This window comes from Steroidobacter sp., assembly GCF_036402275.1.
In the GTDB taxonomy this organism is placed as follows: Bacteria; Pseudomonadota; Gammaproteobacteria; order Steroidobacterales; family Steroidobacteraceae; genus Steroidobacter.
Genome location: NZ_DASWTF010000029.1, coordinates 239,073 through 253,754 on the forward strand (window position 1 = coordinate 239,073; position 14,682 = coordinate 253,754).

Sequence of the window (14,682 nt, forward strand, 5' to 3'; positions counted from 1 at the left end):
GTTCAGCGGCGCGGGGCGGCGACATTGCTGACCAGGCGCGGCATGATCGCGAGTACTCGTACAAAAAAATCCAGCATGTTGCGATAGGGTTGCCGCGGAAAGCGGTGGCTGCGGTAAGCGTACTCAATCAGAAAGAAGGCCGCGACCAGCAAATATCCGATCAGGTTGGCGAATAGCGACCACCATTCCTGCGGCACCGTGAACGGCGGCGTTATTCCGCCAGCCAGCAGCAGCCCGTCCGGCTCGGCGAGCAGCGCCAGCACCAGATTGGTGGCGGACAGCGCGATGAAGAACAGCGTCCAGGCCAGTGTCAGCTTGCGGGCGTAGATGAGCACGTCCGGCTCGGGCTCGACCGGATCCATCAGGCGGACGATCTGTTCTATCAGAGGCGACTGACCGGCCAGCAGCGTGCTGCCAAATACGCCCGCCATGAATCCTGGGACCAGCACCGGTGCGATATACAGCGGCAGCGTCGCGTGCGTGGACCGAGACAGCCACCAGAGGCAGGCGGCGAGCGGCGGCACGGCAAGCCACGCCGCGACGCTGCCACGGGCCAAGGCCGGCAACATGGGTACAAGAATCAGCAGCGCCAGCGCGACGACGATCAACGTCATGCTGTTATGGATGACGGCGAAGTGAGCGACCAGCGGGTAGGCGAGCGCCGAAACGGCCTTGTAGCGGCTGATGTTGGACATCGGTGGCGAAGAATGCGCGTGTTGCCGAGCGCGGGCAAGGCATCCACAATGGCGGGAATTTTTATCTCTTGCTCTGGGGTCTGGAGCCAGGCTTGGAACCGTTCGGGGGAGGTTGAATCGGCATGCCGGTGAAGATAGCCGTTCTGAAAGAGACGCGCGCCAACGAGAAACGCGTCGCGATGGTCCCCGCGGTGTCTGACAAGCTGAGCAAGCTCGGCGCCGAGATTCACATGCAGGCCGGCGCCGGCACGGCCGTGAAACTGGCCGATACGGCATTCAAGAACGTGAAATTCAGCGCCGATCCGCTCGAGCTGGTGCGCGACGCCGACGTGGTCGTGAGCGTGCAGCCGCCCGATGCGGCCATCGTCAATGCGATGAAACCGAATGCCATCCTGATTTCATTCGTCTACGCGCACAAGGAAGTGGATCTCACTAAGCTGCTTCGCGACCGGCGCATCACCACCTTCGCGATGGAGTTGGTGCCACGTATCACTCGCGCTCAAGCCATGGATGCGCTGTCGAGCCAGGCCGCGCTTGCCGGTTATTACGCAGCGTTGCTGGGCGCCACGCACCTGGCGCGCATCCTGCCGATGATGACCACGGCCGTCGGCTCGATCCGTCCGGCCCGCACGCTGGTGATGGGCCTCGGCGTCGCCGGTCTGCAGGCGCTCGCGACCGCGCGTCGCCTCGGCGCGATGACAGAAGGTTATGACGTGCGGCCCGAAACGAAGGAGCAGGCCGAATCGCTCGGCGCGAAGTTCGTCGATACTGGCGTCGACGCACGCGGCGCGGGCGGCTACGCGCGTGAGCTTACTCAGGAAGAAAAAGACAAGATCGCCAGCGTCGTCACCAAGCACATCCAACAAGCCGACATCATCATCACCACGGCCGCCATCCCCGGCCGGCCCTCGCCCAAGCTCATCAGCAAGGCGCAGGTCGAGGGCATGAAGGCCGGCAGCGTGATCGTGGATCTGGCCGCCGAGGGCGGCGGCAACTGCGAATACACGCAACCGGGCGAAACCATCCAGATCGGTCAGGTCACCATCGTCGCGCCGCTCAACGTGCCCAGCCTGCTCGGCGAGCACGCGAGCGAGCTGTACGCCAAGAACCAATTCAACCTGATCGAGCTGTTCTTGAAGGACGGCGCGATCAAGTTCGACTGGAGCGACGAGGTCATCGCCAAGACCGCACTCACGCACGACGGCAAGATCGTCAACGAAGCTGCACAGAAACTCATCGGCCCCTGAGAGCGCCCGGCGCCAGCCGGGCCGCTCTCCCAAAGCATTCAGAAGTTAGCCCATGACTTCGAGGAAACTATGGATCTAGCTACGACGCTGACGGGCTTCGTCGCCCTGTACATTTTCATGCTCGCGGCCTTCACCGGGTACGAGATCATCGGCCGGGTGCCGGCGATTCTGCACACGCCGCTGATGTCGGGCTCCAACTTCGTGCACGGCATCGTGGTGGTCGGCGCGATGTATGCGCTGCTCAACGCGACATCGACGGTGGAGCAGGTCATCGGCACTCTCGGCGTGCTGCTCGGCGCGGGTAACGCCGCCGGCGGTTACGTGGTCACCGAGCGCATGCTGGAAATGTTCAAACCCAGCGACAAGAAGAGCGCTGGCGACCAGAAGAAGGCATAAGCGCCCATGAACATCACTCCGCAGTTCGTCATCGACGCGAGCTATTTCGCGGCGGCGTTTCTTTTCATCTATGGCTTGAAGCGCATGTCGTCGCCGGTGACGGCGCGCTCCGGCATCGTGGTCGCGGGCGTCGGCATGCTGGTCGCAGTGCTCGCCAGCTTTCTCTATTACTTCGGCGTCAACGAGGCAGCGATCCCGCTGCTGGGCGAAAACGTCGCGTACGCGATTACGGCGCTGGCGATAGGCACCGGGTGGGCGTGGTGGAAAGGCAAGCGCGTCGCCATGACGGAAATGCCTCAGATGGTCGCGCTCTATAACGGCATGGGCGGTGGCGCGGCGGCTGCGATTGCAGCGGTCGAGTTGCTGCGAACGAATGCCGTACATCAAACGGTTCCGCTGCTGCTGGCGGTGGTGGGTGCGTTGATCGGCGCGGTCTCGCTGTCCGGTTCGTTGATCGCGTGGGCCAAGCTCGACGGTCGCATCAACGGCGTGTGGCGCATGAGCGGTCAGCAGATCTTCAACGGCATCGTGTTTCTTGCGACGCTGGGTGTCGGCGCATACATCGTGTTCGTCGCGCATGGTCACGCGCATCCGGGCGTGGTCGCTGCGTTCTTCATCGGCGCGCTGATCTTCGGCGTGTTGATGACGATGCCCATTGGCGGCGCAGACATGCCGGTGGTGATCTCGCTCTACAACGCGTTCACCGGCCTGGCGGTCGGTTTCGAAGGTTACGTGCTGCAAAACCCGGCGCTGATGATCGCGGGCATGGTGGTGGGCTCGGCCGGTACGCTGCTCACGCTGCTGATGGCCAAGGCCATGAACCGCAGCGTGTCGAATGTGATCTTCAGTAATTTCGGCGATGGCGGCGGCGAGCAGCAGGGCGAGATCAAAGGTTCGCAGAAGCCGGCCGAGGCAGGCGATGCCGCGATCAACATGCGCTATGCCTCGAAGGTCATCATCGCGCCGGGCTACGGTCTGGCGGTGGCTCAGGCCCAGCACAAGCTCTATGAATTCGTGAAGCTGCTCAACGATGCGGGCGTGGAAGTGAAGTTCGCCATTCACCCGGTCGCCGGCCGCATGCCGGGTCACATGAACGTGCTGCTCGCGGAAGCGGGCGTGCCCTACGACATGATCTACGACCTGGAAGATATCAACGGCGAGTTCAAGGAAGCCGACGTCGCGATCGTCATCGGCGCCAACGACACGGTGAACCCGGCAGCGCGCACCAACAAATCCAGCCCGATCTACGGCATGCCCATTCTGAACGTCGACCAGGCCAAGCAGGTGTATGTGATCAAGCGCGGCCAGGGCAAGGGCTACTCGGGCGTAGAGAACGAGCTGTTCTTCGCCGACAACTGCAACCTGGTGTATGGCGACGCGCAGAAGGTGATGGTGTCTATGATCCAGGCCGTGAAGTCGCTCGAAGGCGGCGGCCACTAGCCTTGGGGAGCGACGCAACTTAAAGGATCCTTAATTGCCCGTCCTGCGCCGGGGCGGTAGGCTGGCGGTTCCATGATGGCGTGGCTTGGAGCCGTGGCTAGAGTACTCATCATCGAAGACGACCGCGTGACCGCCGACGAAATCTGCGCCGAGTTGCAGCGGTACGGATTGGATACGGAGTGGGTCGGCGACGGCAACACCGGGCTCGAGCGCGCGCGAGGGGGTTTTTATGACGCCATCACGCTCGATCGCATGCTCCCAGGCATGGATGGACTGACGCTGGTTACTCGCCTGCGCGAGTCCGGCGTGCAGACGCCCGTACTGATGATCAGCGCTCTGTCCGACGCAGACGAACGAGTCCGCGGCCTGCGTGCTGGCGGCGACGACTATCTCACCAAGCCGTTCAATCCCGACGAAATGGCCGCGCGCATCGAAGTGCTCCTGCGCCGCCATGCCAACGTCTCGCGCCCCATGGTGCTGCGGGTCGGCGATCTCGAGCTCGATCTCATCGATCGCACGGCGCGTCGCGGCGGCACGCTGCTGGATCTGTTACCCACCGAATTCCGTCTGCTCGAATTTCTCATGCGTCACAGCGGTCGCGTCCTGACGCGCACCATGATTTTCGAAGCCGTGTGGGGTTATCACTTCGACCCGGGCACCAACGTCATCGAGGTGCACATCGGTCGCCTGCGTCGCAAACTCGATCCACCCGAACGGGAGCCGCTCATCCACACCGTTCGCGGGGTAGGGTACGTGCTTGAAGCTCGCTGAGCTGTCACGCATCAGCACGGTCCGGGTGCTGCCGATCTACGGCATCCTGTTCGTGTTGTGGAGCGTGCTGCTGGTGAGTTGGGTGCAGTACGACACCAAACGATATTTGTCTGGCGTGGTCGACGAGATCCTGCGCCAGCGCATGCACTATCTCAATCACATCGACCGGGAACGGCTGCCCGACGCCATGGCGCAGACCGTCGCGCTGGATCTGCAGGGCGTGATGCTCTACGGCCTGTTCGATCAGCAGGGCCGAAAAACCATCGGCAATATCGAGCGGATGCCGGAGGGCGTTTCGTTGGACGGCGTGGTTCATTTCCTGCCCGGCGGCGTGCGTCAGGAGGGCACCGGACGGCCGATTCGCGCCCGAGGTCTCGCAACCAGACTCGGCACCGGCGAAGTTTTGATCCTCGCGCGCGCCACCAGCGTCGTGGATGAAGTGAACGCCATCATCTATCGATCGCTGTTGTGGGGCCTGTCGCTCACGATTATTCCGGGCCTCATCGGTGGATTGTGGCTGGCGCGAGGCCCGCTACGACGTATTCGTGCACTCGAAACAGCCGCGCAACCCATCATGCGCGGCGACTTGCACCAACGCTTGCCGGTCTCCGGTCGTCGCGACGAGCTCGACATGCTCGCCGGCATCGTGAATTCGATGCTCGAAGAAATCGAACGTTTGATGAGCGAGGTCAAAGGCGTCTGCGACAGCATCGCCCATGATTTGCGCACGCCGCTGACCCGGCTGCGCACCCAGCTGCATCGCATGCACCGTGAAGCACCGAGCGACAGTGCTCATCGCCCCGTGATGGAGCAGGCCATCCTCGATGTGGATTCGTTGCTGGATCGTTTCCGTGCATTGCTGCGTATCTCGGAGCTGGAAGATATGCATCGCCGCGCCGGATTCACGGACGTGAATCTGGTGAAGACCATCGATCACGTGCGGGAGATCTATACGCCGCTGGCCGAGGACAAGCACATCGCGTTTTCTTTCGAGGTCGCGCACGATATTCCTTCGGTGCGGGGCGATCCGCATCTGTTGCTCGAAGCCGTATCTAACATCGTCGACAACGCCATCAAGTTCACGCCTTCCGGCGGCAGCATCCGGCTGCGCCTACTTCAGGATGCCGCCGAGGGTGTGCGCATCGACGTGATCGACAGCGGTCCGGGCATTCGAACCGCGGAGCGCGACGCTGTTTTACAGCGCTTTTATCGCGGTACTTGCACCAGCAAGGATGTTTCAGGCTCGGGACTGGGTCTGTCGATCGTGGCCGCCATCGTCAAATTGCACGGCTTCAAATTACAGATCGTCGACAACCCCGCCGGCGGCGCGTGGTTCTCGCTGTCGTGCGGGCCGACGGCGGCACAGACACCCAGCACCTAAAAAAGCTTTCATCTGCTCGATGCCTTCACAGGCGGCGACCGGACCCATAATGGTCCTTCCAGGATCGTTCGCCCCGCATGCTCGGTATCGTCAAAATCGCTTTGCGTCGCCCGTACACCTTCGTGGTGCTGGCGGTGCTCATCCTCATCTTCGGCGTGCTCGCCATCCTGCGCACGCCCACGGATATCTTTCCGAACATTCGCATCCCGGTGATCAGCGTGGTGTGGCAGTACGCAGGCTTGCCGCCCGACGGTATGGCCGGACGCATCACCACCAATTTCCAGCGCACGTTGACCACGACGGTCAATGACATCCAGCACATCGAAGCGAATTCGTATACCGGCTTCGGCGTCATCAAAATCTTTTTCCAGCCGACCGCCGACATCAACACTGCCAACGCGCAAGTGACGGCGATTGCGCAAACCATTCTTCGGCAAATGCCGCCGGGTGTGAATCCGCCGCTGATCCTCAACTACAACGCCTCTACGGTATCGATCCTGCAGCTCGCGCTCTCTGGCGAGGGCATGAACGAGCAGCAGCTCGGCGATCTGGGCTTGAATACGATTCGCACGCAATTGGTGACCGTGGCCGGCGCGGCCGTGCCATTTCCCTTTGGCGGCAAGAATCGTCAGATCCAGATCGATCTCGATCCAACGGCGCTGCAGGCGCGCGGCTTGTCCGGCACGGACGTGGCGAATGCGCTGGCCGCGCAGAATCTCATCACGCCAGTGGGCACGCAGAAGATCGGTGGCTTCGAATATGTCGTCAATCTGAACAACAGCCCGTCAGTCATCGAAGAGCTGGGCCGCTTGCCGATTCGCGTGGTCGATGGCGCGATGGTTTACCTGCGGGACGTCGCGCACGTGCGTGATGGCGCTGCGCCTCAGACGAACATCGTGCACGTGGACGGCGGGCGCTCGGTGCTCATCAACGTGCTCAAGAACGGCTCGGCATCGACGCTGGCCGTGATCGAGGGCGTAAAAAGGAAGGCGGAGCAACTCAAGGCGCAGCTGCCGGATGAGCTGCAGATCAAGCCCATCGGCGATCAGTCCATTTTCGTTCGCAGCGCCATCACCGGCGTGGTCGTGGAAGGCGCAATCGCGGCCGTGCTGACGAGTTTGATGATTCTGTTGTTCCTCGGCAGCTGGCGCTCGACAGTCATCATCGCCACGTCCATTCCGCTGGCGGTGCTGGGCTCCGTGTTCCTGCTGTCGATGACCGGTCAGACGCTGAACATCATGACGCTCGGCGGCCTCGCGCTCGCGGTCGGCATTCTGGTCGACGATGCGACCGTGACCATCGAGAACATCAATTGGCATCTCGAGCACGGCAAGGACGTGCAAACCGCCATCCTCGACGGCGCGGCGCAGATCGTCACGCCTGCGTTCGTCTCGCTGCTGTGTATCTGCATCGTGTTCGTGCCCATGTTCTTCCTGGAAGGCGTCGCTCGCTTCCTGTTCGTGCCCATGGCGCTGGCGGTGATTTTCGCGATGGTCTGTTCGTTCATCCTGTCGCGCACGCTGGTGCCGACCATGGCGATGTATCTGTTGCGTCCCCATTCGCATGAAGAGACGACGGCGCCGTCGTCCAATCCGCTGGTGAAGTTCCAGCGTTCGTTCTCCGAGAAGTTCGAACGATTCCGCGGCAGCTACAAAGAGCTGCTGACGATGGCCATGTCACACCGGCGCGTGTTCGTCACTGGTTTCATGTTGTTTGTGCTGGCGTCATTTCTGCTCGTGCCGTTCCTCGGCCGTAATTTCTTTCCTTCGGTGGACTCCGGTCAGATCATGATTCACTTCCGCGCGCAGCCCGGCACGCGCGTCGAGGAAACGGCGAATATGTCGGCGCGGATTCAGGACGTCATTCGTCAGGTCATTCCGCCGGACGAGCTGATGCTGCTGGTGGACAACGTCGGCATGCCGTTCTCCGGCATCAATATGACGTACAACAACACCGGCACCATCGGCGCGCAGGACGGCGATATCCAGGTGACGCTGGAGGAAGATCACGGGCCCACCGCGGACTACGTGCGGAAGTTGCGTGAAGAGTTGCCCAAGCGATTCCCGGGGGCCAGCTTCTCGTTCACGCCGGCAGACATCGTCAGTCAGATTCTGAACTTCGGTTCGCCGGCGCCCATCGACCTGCAGATTCGCGGGAACAACCTGGAAGCGAACTTCGCTTATGCGGAGAACCTGCTCGCCGACATCAAGCGGATTCCGGGCATCGCGGATGCGCGCATTCAGCAGGCGCGTGGCTTGCCGACATTCAACGTCGACGTCGATCGCACGCGGGCGCAATTCGCGGGCCTCACCGAACGCGATGTGACCAACAGCATGGTGGTGAACCTGGCCGGCTCGGTGCAGGTCGCGCCGACGTTCTGGCTCAACCCGGAGACCGGCATTCAATACCCCATCGTCGTGCAGACGCCGCAGTACAAGATGGATGAATTGAGCTCGCTGGCGACGCTGCCGGTGACAGGTGCGAATTCCGATACGTCACATCTGCTCGGCGGCATCGCCGACATTACCCGGACGACGTCGAGCGGTGTGATCTCCCAATACAACATCCAACGGATGGTGCAGATCTATGCCACCACCCAAGGAGCCGATCTGGGGGCGGTGACTTCGCGCATTCGCGAGATCGTCGACGCGCACGCGAAGGACCTGCCGAAAGGATCTTCCGTCGAACTGCTCGGCCAGGTGCGCACCATGGACAGCTCGTTCTCGGGCCTGCTGTTCGGTCTGGTCGGCGCCATCGTGCTGATCTATCTGCTGATCGTGGTGAACTTCCAGTCCTGGAGCGATCCGCTGGTGATCATCAGCGCGCTGCCTGCCGCGCTCGCTGGCATCGTGTGGATGTTGTTCACGACGTTCACGTCGCTGTCGGTGCCGGCGCTGACCGGCGCGATCATGTGCATGGGTGTTGCCACGGCGAACAGCGTGCTCGTCGTCAGCTTCGCGCGCGAACGTTTGGAGCAGCTGGCGGATCCGGTGGCAGCCGCCATCGACGCCGGTTTCGTTCGTTTCCGCCCGGTGCTGATGACCGCACTGGCCATGATCATTGGCATGGCGCCGATGGCGCTCGGCCTCGGTGAAGGTGGCGAGCAGAACGCTCCGCTGGGGCGTGCTGTGGTGGGCGGATTGATCTTCGCCACAGTGGCCACGCTCATCTTCGTGCCTGTCGTTTTCAGCATCGTGCATCGTCATTACGCCCGCAAGCCAACGGCGGAGCCGTTGCTTGCAGGAGAGCCTCATGCCGCCCACTGATTCCCATCGCGCGTTGCGTCGCGCCGGCATCGTTATCGCCGTCATCGCCATCGTGATCGTCGTTTCCGGGATCGGGATGCGCGTCAGCGATCATCGCGAGCTGAGCGAATGGACGGAGGAGCAGGCGATCCCCACGGTCGCCGTGGTCACGCCGACGAATGGTGATGCAGCGGCGCGGATCGAGTTGCCCGGTCGGTTGGAGGCGCTGTCGCGTGCGCCGTTGCATGCGCGCGTGTCCGGTTATCTGAAGACATGGAAGGTCGATATCGGTGCGCCGGTGAAGGCGGGGCAGCTATTGGCGGAAATCGAAGCGCCGGATATCGAGCAGCAGTTGTTACAAGCGGAAGCCGACCTTGCCAGCGCCGAGGCAAACGCCGCGCTTGCCGCGAGCACGGCCAAACGTTGGCAGTCGATGTTGGGTCGCGACTCGGTGTCGCGTCAGGAAGTAGAAGAGAAGGTGGGCGATCTCGCGGCCAAGCAAGCGCTGGTCAAAGCCGAGCGGGCCAATGTCGAGCGGCTGCGGACCATGAAGGGCTTCACACGAATCGTGGCGCCGTTCGACGGTGTCGTCACGGCTCGCAATACCGATATCGGCGAGTTGATTACCGCCGGCGGCGGCGCTGGTCGGGAGTTGTTCGTCGTTTCCAATACGGGCCGGCTGCGTGTGTACGTCAACGTGCCGCAGGTCTACGCGAGCCAGCTCAACACCGATGCGAAGGCGACGATCACGGTGCCCGACCAGCCCGGCAAGAAATATTCGGCCGCAGTGGAAGCTTCAGCGCGAGCCGTGAATGTCGCGACGGGCACGACGCTGATGCAGCTCATTGTCGATAACAAGTCGGGCGAGTTACTGCCCGGTGGTTATGCCAGCGTCAGCTTCGAGCTGGAGGGCGAAGCGCACGCGCTGCGAGTGCCGGCGAGCGCGTTGATATTCGATCAGTCCGGGCTGCGCGTGGCGACGGTTGGATCCGACAATCGCGTGATCATGAAGCCGGTCACCATCGCTCGCGATCACGGCGCATTCATTGAAGTCGCCACCGGCCTCGATGCCAGCGATCGCGTGATCGCCACGCCGCCCGACGGCTTGATCGCCGGCAGCGCCGTGCGCGTCCTCGAACCGACAGTGCAAGAAGCCGGCAATGCGGCGGGTTGAGCTCTCGATCGTCGCCGCGCTGGCGCTGGCCGGATGCTCGCTCGCACCCAAACTGGAGCTGCCTGAAGTTCCCGCTGCGGATTCTTACAAAGAGCCCGCGCCATGGACGGAGGCCGCGCCTGCCGATCGATTGCCCCGCGATGCGTGGTGGCAGCCGTACGGCGACGCCGAGCTGAATAAATTGCAGGCGCAGTTGATTCAAAACAGTCCCGATCTGCAAGCCGCGCTCGCGCGCTATCAACAGGCAAAGGCGTTTGCCGATCAGTTGCGTTCCGGTTTGTTTCCATCTTTCGGATTGCGCGCCGATGGCGTCCGTGCGCGGCAGTCCGAAACCAGCCCGCCTGCCGGCCAGGCGTCGCCTCGCTATTACAATTCGTATGGCGCGGGCATCGAGGCCACTTATGAAGTCGATCTGTGGGGTCGTGTCCGCAACGACGTGAAGGCGGGCGATCTCGAAGCGAGCGCTGCCGCCGCGGATCTGGAGTCAGCGCGGTTGAGCCTCCAAGCCCAGCTCGCTGATTACTACATCGCGCTCTACGGCCTGGATCGCGAAGCCGCCTTGCTCGCGGACACCGTCGCGGCCTACGACCGCGCCTTGTCGCTGACCAAGGAACGCCATGAAGCTGGCATCGTGTCCGGCCTCGACGTCGCGCGAGCGCAAACCCAGTTGGAGACGGCGCGATCGCAGAGCTCGCAGAACCAGGCTCAGCGCGCGACGCTCGAACACGCCATCGCGGCGCTTGTGGGCGAATCGCCGTCGCAATTCTCTCTGGAACCGCGTTCGGTTCCCTTGCAACTCCCTCAAATCCCCCGCGAAGTGCCCACGAACCTGTTGCAACGCCGGCCGGATATCGCCGCGGCTCAGCGCCGCACGGCCGCCGCGAACGCCAGTGTGGGAGTGGCTCGCGCCGCCTTTTTCCCTGCCATCGCCCTGAACGGCGTCTATGGCTTCGAAAGTAACCGGTCGAGCGACTGGCTGACCGCCCCGAACGCCGCCTGGTCGGTGGGGCCCAGTCTCCTGCTGGAGTTGTTCGACGCAGGCCGTCGCCGCGCGCGGGTCGAGCAGGCCAGGGCGGTGCTGGACGAGGCGGGCGCGACGTACCGGGGTGTGGTGTTGAGCGCTTTTCAGGAAGTCGAAGACAGCCTGGCCCTGCTTCACCACTACGGGAACGCCGCAGAATCCGAGCGCTCGGCGGTCACTTCGGCCCAGCAATCCCTGGACTTCGCGATGAATCGCTATCGTGAGGGTGCGGTGAGCTACCTGGAAGTCGTGCAGTCCCAGACCACTGCGCTGAACGCCCAACGCGAGGCTCTGGACCTGGAAACACGACAATTACGGGCCAGCGTGGCCCTGATCCGCGCCCTCGGCGGCGGCTGGGAGGGTTGAGCGGCGCGCGTGGTCAGGGCGAAACAGCTGATAAATTTAGTCTTTCAGCTGAAACACTTGTCCCGTTGAATCTTTACACAACAGTCGCGTATCTTAGGTGCAGTCACCTTGCCGTGTCCGAGTCGTGCAACCTCAACTGTACAACTTGACCCAAGAGATCCTGCGGACCGATGTCTCAGGAATGCCCCTGGAGTGGATTGACTACCGGGACGCGGTACGTCTGTATCACACGGAACAGGTGGCCTACACCTGCGGCACCCAGTTGTATCGGCTGCTCGGTGGCACCAATGCCCGCTCGGGATTGCAGACCGTGGTCGAGGTGAATTCGATCATCGCCACCATCGGTCACACGCACAATCCCGGCAACCTGCGTCACGACTATACGCCGCCGCTGAACAACCAGACCTTGTTCAAACGCGACGCGCATCTATGCATGTACTGCGGGCAGCGGTTTCCCTCGAGCATGCTGTCGCGGGATCACATCCGCCCCTTGAGCCAGGGTGGGCTGGATCTATGGACCAACGTGGTGACGGCTTGCCGTCGTTGTAACAACCTGAAGGCGTCGAAGACACCCGAACAGGCCGGCCTGCAGCTCATCGCCGTGCCGTTCAAGCCGACGTACGCCGAATACATTTATCTCAAAGGCCGGCGCGTGCTGGCGGACCAGATGGAATATCTGCTGGCGCACTTCCCCCGCTCGAGCCCGTTGCACGCCCGACTCAAACTGCAGTGTTAGGTTTTGATTCATTGGCCGATCCCCTCGTCTCGCAGCCGCTGTATCTCATAGATGCATCGGTGTTCGTGTTCCGTGCCTGGCATTCCGTCCCCATCGAGCTGGTCGATCCCGACGGCAACGCGGTCAACGCGCTGCATGGGTTCAGCCGTTTCCTCGGCGATCTGGTCGAGCGCGTGCGGCCCGAGCACATCGCAGTCGCGTTCGACGCGAGCCTGGTGACTTCGTTTCGTAACAAGTTATATCCGGCGTACAAAGCCAATCGCGAGCCGGCGCCGGTCGAATTGAAACGTCAGTTCCTGCAGTGCCAGCGCGTGTGCGCCGGCCTGGGTATTGCTTCGTTCGTCAGCAGCGAATACGAGGCCGACGACATCATCGGCACGCTCGCCACTCGTGCTCGCGCCGCGGGGCGCAAGGTTGTGCTCGTGACGCGCGACAAGGATTTGTCACAGCTGGTCCGGCCCGGCGATGAATACTGGGATTACCTGGGCGACGAGCGCTTTGGTTACGACGACTGCGCCGAACGTTTCGGCGTACGGCCCGAGCGCATGGCCTGTTTCCTCGCGCTGATGGGCGATGCGGTGGACAACATTCCGGGTGTGCCCGGCGTGGGGCGCAAGACGGCTTCGACGTTGTTACAGCACTTCGAATCGCTGAGTCATCTGTACGACGATCTGGATCGCGTGTTGAAGATCAAGCTGCGCAATGCCGGCTTCGTCTGCGGCCAGTTGCGTGACTATCGCGAGGCTGCGTTTCTCGCCCGGCAGCTCACCGAAATAGCCTGCGATATGCCGCTGGATGTGGAGATGGCCCAGTTGCGCCGGCGGCCGCCGGATCTGGGCGATCTCAACAAGTTCTACGACACCGTCGGTTTCGGGCGCCTGCTGCGGAACCAGGCGGAACGGATCGCGGCGCTGAGCTAGCTAGCCTTTTCTTGTTGTCGCGGGTAAGCAATTACCGCGGGAAAAGCCTCTTTAGCCGATCACTTCCAGTCGCGTCGCGGACGGATCCTGAATGCCCCCGTGCATTAGGAGCCGTCATGAGAGCCGCGACCCCTTTCCTATCCTTGCTGTTGATCGGTGCGACCGCGCCCCATGCTCAGACCGTCATCTATCGCTGCGAGGGCGAAGACGGCGTGGTGTTTTCGGATCGGGGCTGCGAGGCCGGTGCGGATCCCCACGAAATCGATGACAGTCGCGTGACCGTTTACACCCCGGCGCCGGTCGACGAGCGCGCCTCGGCGGCGAGCCCGTCGAAGCGTCCCAAGGCCGGCCGAACCAAGCCGAGCAAGGCCGCCGATCCCGGCCAGCAGCGGCTCAAATGCGTCCGGTTGGACCAGGGATTGCGCGATGTTCGTATCAAGATGCGCAGTGGTTACGGCGTGCAGGAAGGCGAGCGGCTGAAAGAGCGGCGGCGGCAGTTGGAGGAGCAGCGGCGAGCGCAAAAGTGCGATTGAGCCAGGCGGCGCTATACCTGCGTCGTGAAATGTGAGCGCATAATGTCGTCGTATGGAGTCAGTCGTGTGCCGCGGACCCGCCGGCTGCGGAGGTCACGAGATCAGCTAGAACCAATTCGGCAGGCATGGCCAAAGTCAGGGGGTCGTCATGGGTACTCGCATAGGATTCAGAGGGGTGGTCGCCGGGCTGCTGGCAGCCGCCTGGCTGCTCGCGACGCCGCTGGCGTCGGCGCAGGACAAAGCGGTCGACGAGATGATGGCTCAGGCGCAAAAGGCCCTGCAGAAGGGGCAGCCGCGCGAGGCGGAGAACCTGCTCCGCAAGGCTATCGAAGCGGCGCCGACGCGAGCGGAGTTGTACATGCTGCGTTCGAGGGCGCGTGATTCGTCGGGCAAGTACGATGGCGCGCTGGAAGACGCCAACAAGTACATCGAGATGGAGCCGAGCGACGCCTTCGGCTACCTGAACCGGTCGCGGATTTATATTTCGATGGACAAGGCGGAGTCGGCGCTCGCTGACGCGAATAAGGCCATCGAGCTCGATCCCAAAGAGCCGGATTGCTATTACCGTCGCTCGGATATCTACCGAGAGATGGGGAAGGAAGCGGAGGCCAAGGCGGATGAGGCTAAGGCCGATCAACTAGCTAAGAGCTGAAGAGGCCCGGTGGCTCGCGAGCGGTCCCGGGGGGAGGGCCTTCCGGCACCGCCGCGTGAATACGTCCCTGTAGGGCTGATTGGCGAAACTTCCCTGTTTCTCAAT

Annotated in this window: 13 protein-coding genes; 12 read left to right on the forward strand and 1 reads right to left on the reverse strand. The window is 62.6% G+C overall.

The window, feature by feature from the left end:
- Positions 1–2: 2 nt before the first annotated feature.
- Positions 3–614, reverse strand: coding sequence for a hypothetical protein (locus tag VGD45_RS14545; RefSeq protein WP_331156041.1), 612 nt, complete (start codon positions 612–614; stop codon positions 3–5).
- 203 nt (positions 615–817) lie between these two features.
- On the opposite strand from VGD45_RS14545, the gene VGD45_RS14550 reads away from it, so the two are divergent.
- The 12 genes from VGD45_RS14550 to VGD45_RS14605 all read left to right on the forward strand — a co-directional run bounded on the left by VGD45_RS14550 (position 818) and on the right by VGD45_RS14605 (position 14,577).
- On the forward strand, positions 818–1,942 hold the full coding sequence (locus tag VGD45_RS14550; RefSeq protein WP_331156042.1) for an NAD(P) transhydrogenase subunit alpha: 1,125 nt from the start codon (positions 818–820) through the stop codon (positions 1,940–1,942).
- 69 nt (positions 1,943–2,011) lie between these two features.
- Positions 2,012–2,338, forward strand: a complete 327-nt coding sequence (locus VGD45_RS14555) for an NAD(P) transhydrogenase subunit alpha (RefSeq protein WP_331156043.1) — start codon at positions 2,012–2,014, stop codon at positions 2,336–2,338.
- Positions 2,339–2,344: 6 nt separating this feature from the next.
- Positions 2,345–3,778, forward strand: a complete 1,434-nt coding sequence (locus VGD45_RS14560; protein WP_331156044.1) for an NAD(P)(+) transhydrogenase (Re/Si-specific) subunit beta — start codon at positions 2,345–2,347, stop codon at positions 3,776–3,778.
- A gap of 93 nt (positions 3,779–3,871) precedes the next feature.
- The gene (locus VGD45_RS14565; protein ID WP_331156045.1) at positions 3,872–4,549 is read left to right on the forward strand and encodes a response regulator transcription factor; all 678 of its coding nucleotides are present in this window, start codon (positions 3,872–3,874) and stop codon (positions 4,547–4,549) included.
- A complete protein-coding gene (locus tag VGD45_RS14570) occupies positions 4,536–5,930 on the forward strand; it encodes a HAMP domain-containing sensor histidine kinase (protein WP_331156046.1) in 1,395 nt (464 codons plus the stop codon). The genes VGD45_RS14565 and VGD45_RS14570 overlap by 14 nt, the downstream gene beginning before the upstream one ends.
- Positions 5,931–6,007: 77 nt before the next feature.
- The gene (locus VGD45_RS14575) at positions 6,008–9,196 is read left to right on the forward strand and encodes an efflux RND transporter permease subunit (RefSeq protein WP_331156047.1); all 3,189 of its coding nucleotides are present in this window, start codon (positions 6,008–6,010) and stop codon (positions 9,194–9,196) included.
- Positions 9,183–10,349 carry an efflux RND transporter periplasmic adaptor subunit gene (locus tag VGD45_RS14580; RefSeq protein ID WP_331156048.1) on the forward strand — a complete coding sequence of 389 codons (1,167 nt, stop codon included), beginning with the start codon at positions 9,183–9,185 and terminating at the stop codon, positions 10,347–10,349. The genes VGD45_RS14575 and VGD45_RS14580 overlap by 14 nt, the downstream gene beginning before the upstream one ends.
- Positions 10,336–11,736 carry an efflux transporter outer membrane subunit gene (locus VGD45_RS14585; RefSeq protein WP_331156049.1) on the forward strand — a complete coding sequence of 467 codons (1,401 nt, stop codon included), beginning with the start codon at positions 10,336–10,338 and terminating at the stop codon, positions 11,734–11,736. The genes VGD45_RS14580 and VGD45_RS14585 overlap by 14 nt, the downstream gene beginning before the upstream one ends.
- A gap of 181 nt (positions 11,737–11,917) precedes the next feature.
- Positions 11,918–12,472 (forward strand): HNH endonuclease, encoded by a 555-nt coding sequence (locus tag VGD45_RS14590; protein ID WP_349263275.1) that lies wholly within the window; start codon positions 11,918–11,920, stop codon positions 12,470–12,472.
- A gap of 11 nt (positions 12,473–12,483) precedes the next feature.
- The gene (locus VGD45_RS14595) at positions 12,484–13,392 is read left to right on the forward strand and encodes a 5'-3' exonuclease (protein ID WP_331156051.1); all 909 of its coding nucleotides are present in this window, start codon (positions 12,484–12,486) and stop codon (positions 13,390–13,392) included.
- A 116-nt stretch (positions 13,393–13,508) separates the two neighbouring features.
- Positions 13,509–13,925: a DUF4124 domain-containing protein gene (locus VGD45_RS14600; protein WP_331156052.1), complete on the forward strand. Its 417-nt coding sequence runs from the start codon at positions 13,509–13,511 to the stop codon at positions 13,923–13,925.
- Positions 13,926–14,073: 148 nt separating this feature from the next.
- A complete protein-coding gene (locus VGD45_RS14605) occupies positions 14,074–14,577 on the forward strand; it encodes a tetratricopeptide repeat protein (RefSeq protein WP_331156053.1) in 504 nt (167 codons plus the stop codon).
- The last annotated feature ends 105 nt before the right edge of the window (positions 14,578–14,682 follow it).

Coding starts and splice junctions, on each gene's coding strand:
- VGD45_RS14545 (WP_331156041.1), bottom strand. CDS start 614: ATGACGTTGATCGTCGTCGCGCTGGCGCTGCTGATTCTTGTACCCATG.
- VGD45_RS14550 (WP_331156042.1), top strand. CDS start 818: ATGCCGGTGAAGATAGCCGTTCTGAAAGAGACGCGCGCCAACGAGAAA.
- VGD45_RS14555 (WP_331156043.1), top strand. CDS start 2,012: ATGGATCTAGCTACGACGCTGACGGGCTTCGTCGCCCTGTACATTTTC.
- VGD45_RS14560 (WP_331156044.1), top strand. CDS start 2,345: ATGAACATCACTCCGCAGTTCGTCATCGACGCGAGCTATTTCGCGGCG.
- VGD45_RS14575 (WP_331156047.1), top strand. CDS start 6,008: ATGCTCGGTATCGTCAAAATCGCTTTGCGTCGCCCGTACACCTTCGTG.
- VGD45_RS14580 (WP_331156048.1), top strand. CDS start 9,183: ATGCCGCCCACTGATTCCCATCGCGCGTTGCGTCGCGCCGGCATCGTT.
- VGD45_RS14585 (WP_331156049.1), top strand. CDS start 10,336: ATGCGGCGGGTTGAGCTCTCGATCGTCGCCGCGCTGGCGCTGGCCGGA.
- VGD45_RS14590 (WP_349263275.1), top strand. CDS start 11,918: ATGCCCCTGGAGTGGATTGACTACCGGGACGCGGTACGTCTGTATCAC.
- VGD45_RS14600 (WP_331156052.1), top strand. CDS start 13,509: ATGAGAGCCGCGACCCCTTTCCTATCCTTGCTGTTGATCGGTGCGACC.
- VGD45_RS14605 (WP_331156053.1), top strand. CDS start 14,074: ATGGGTACTCGCATAGGATTCAGAGGGGTGGTCGCCGGGCTGCTGGCA.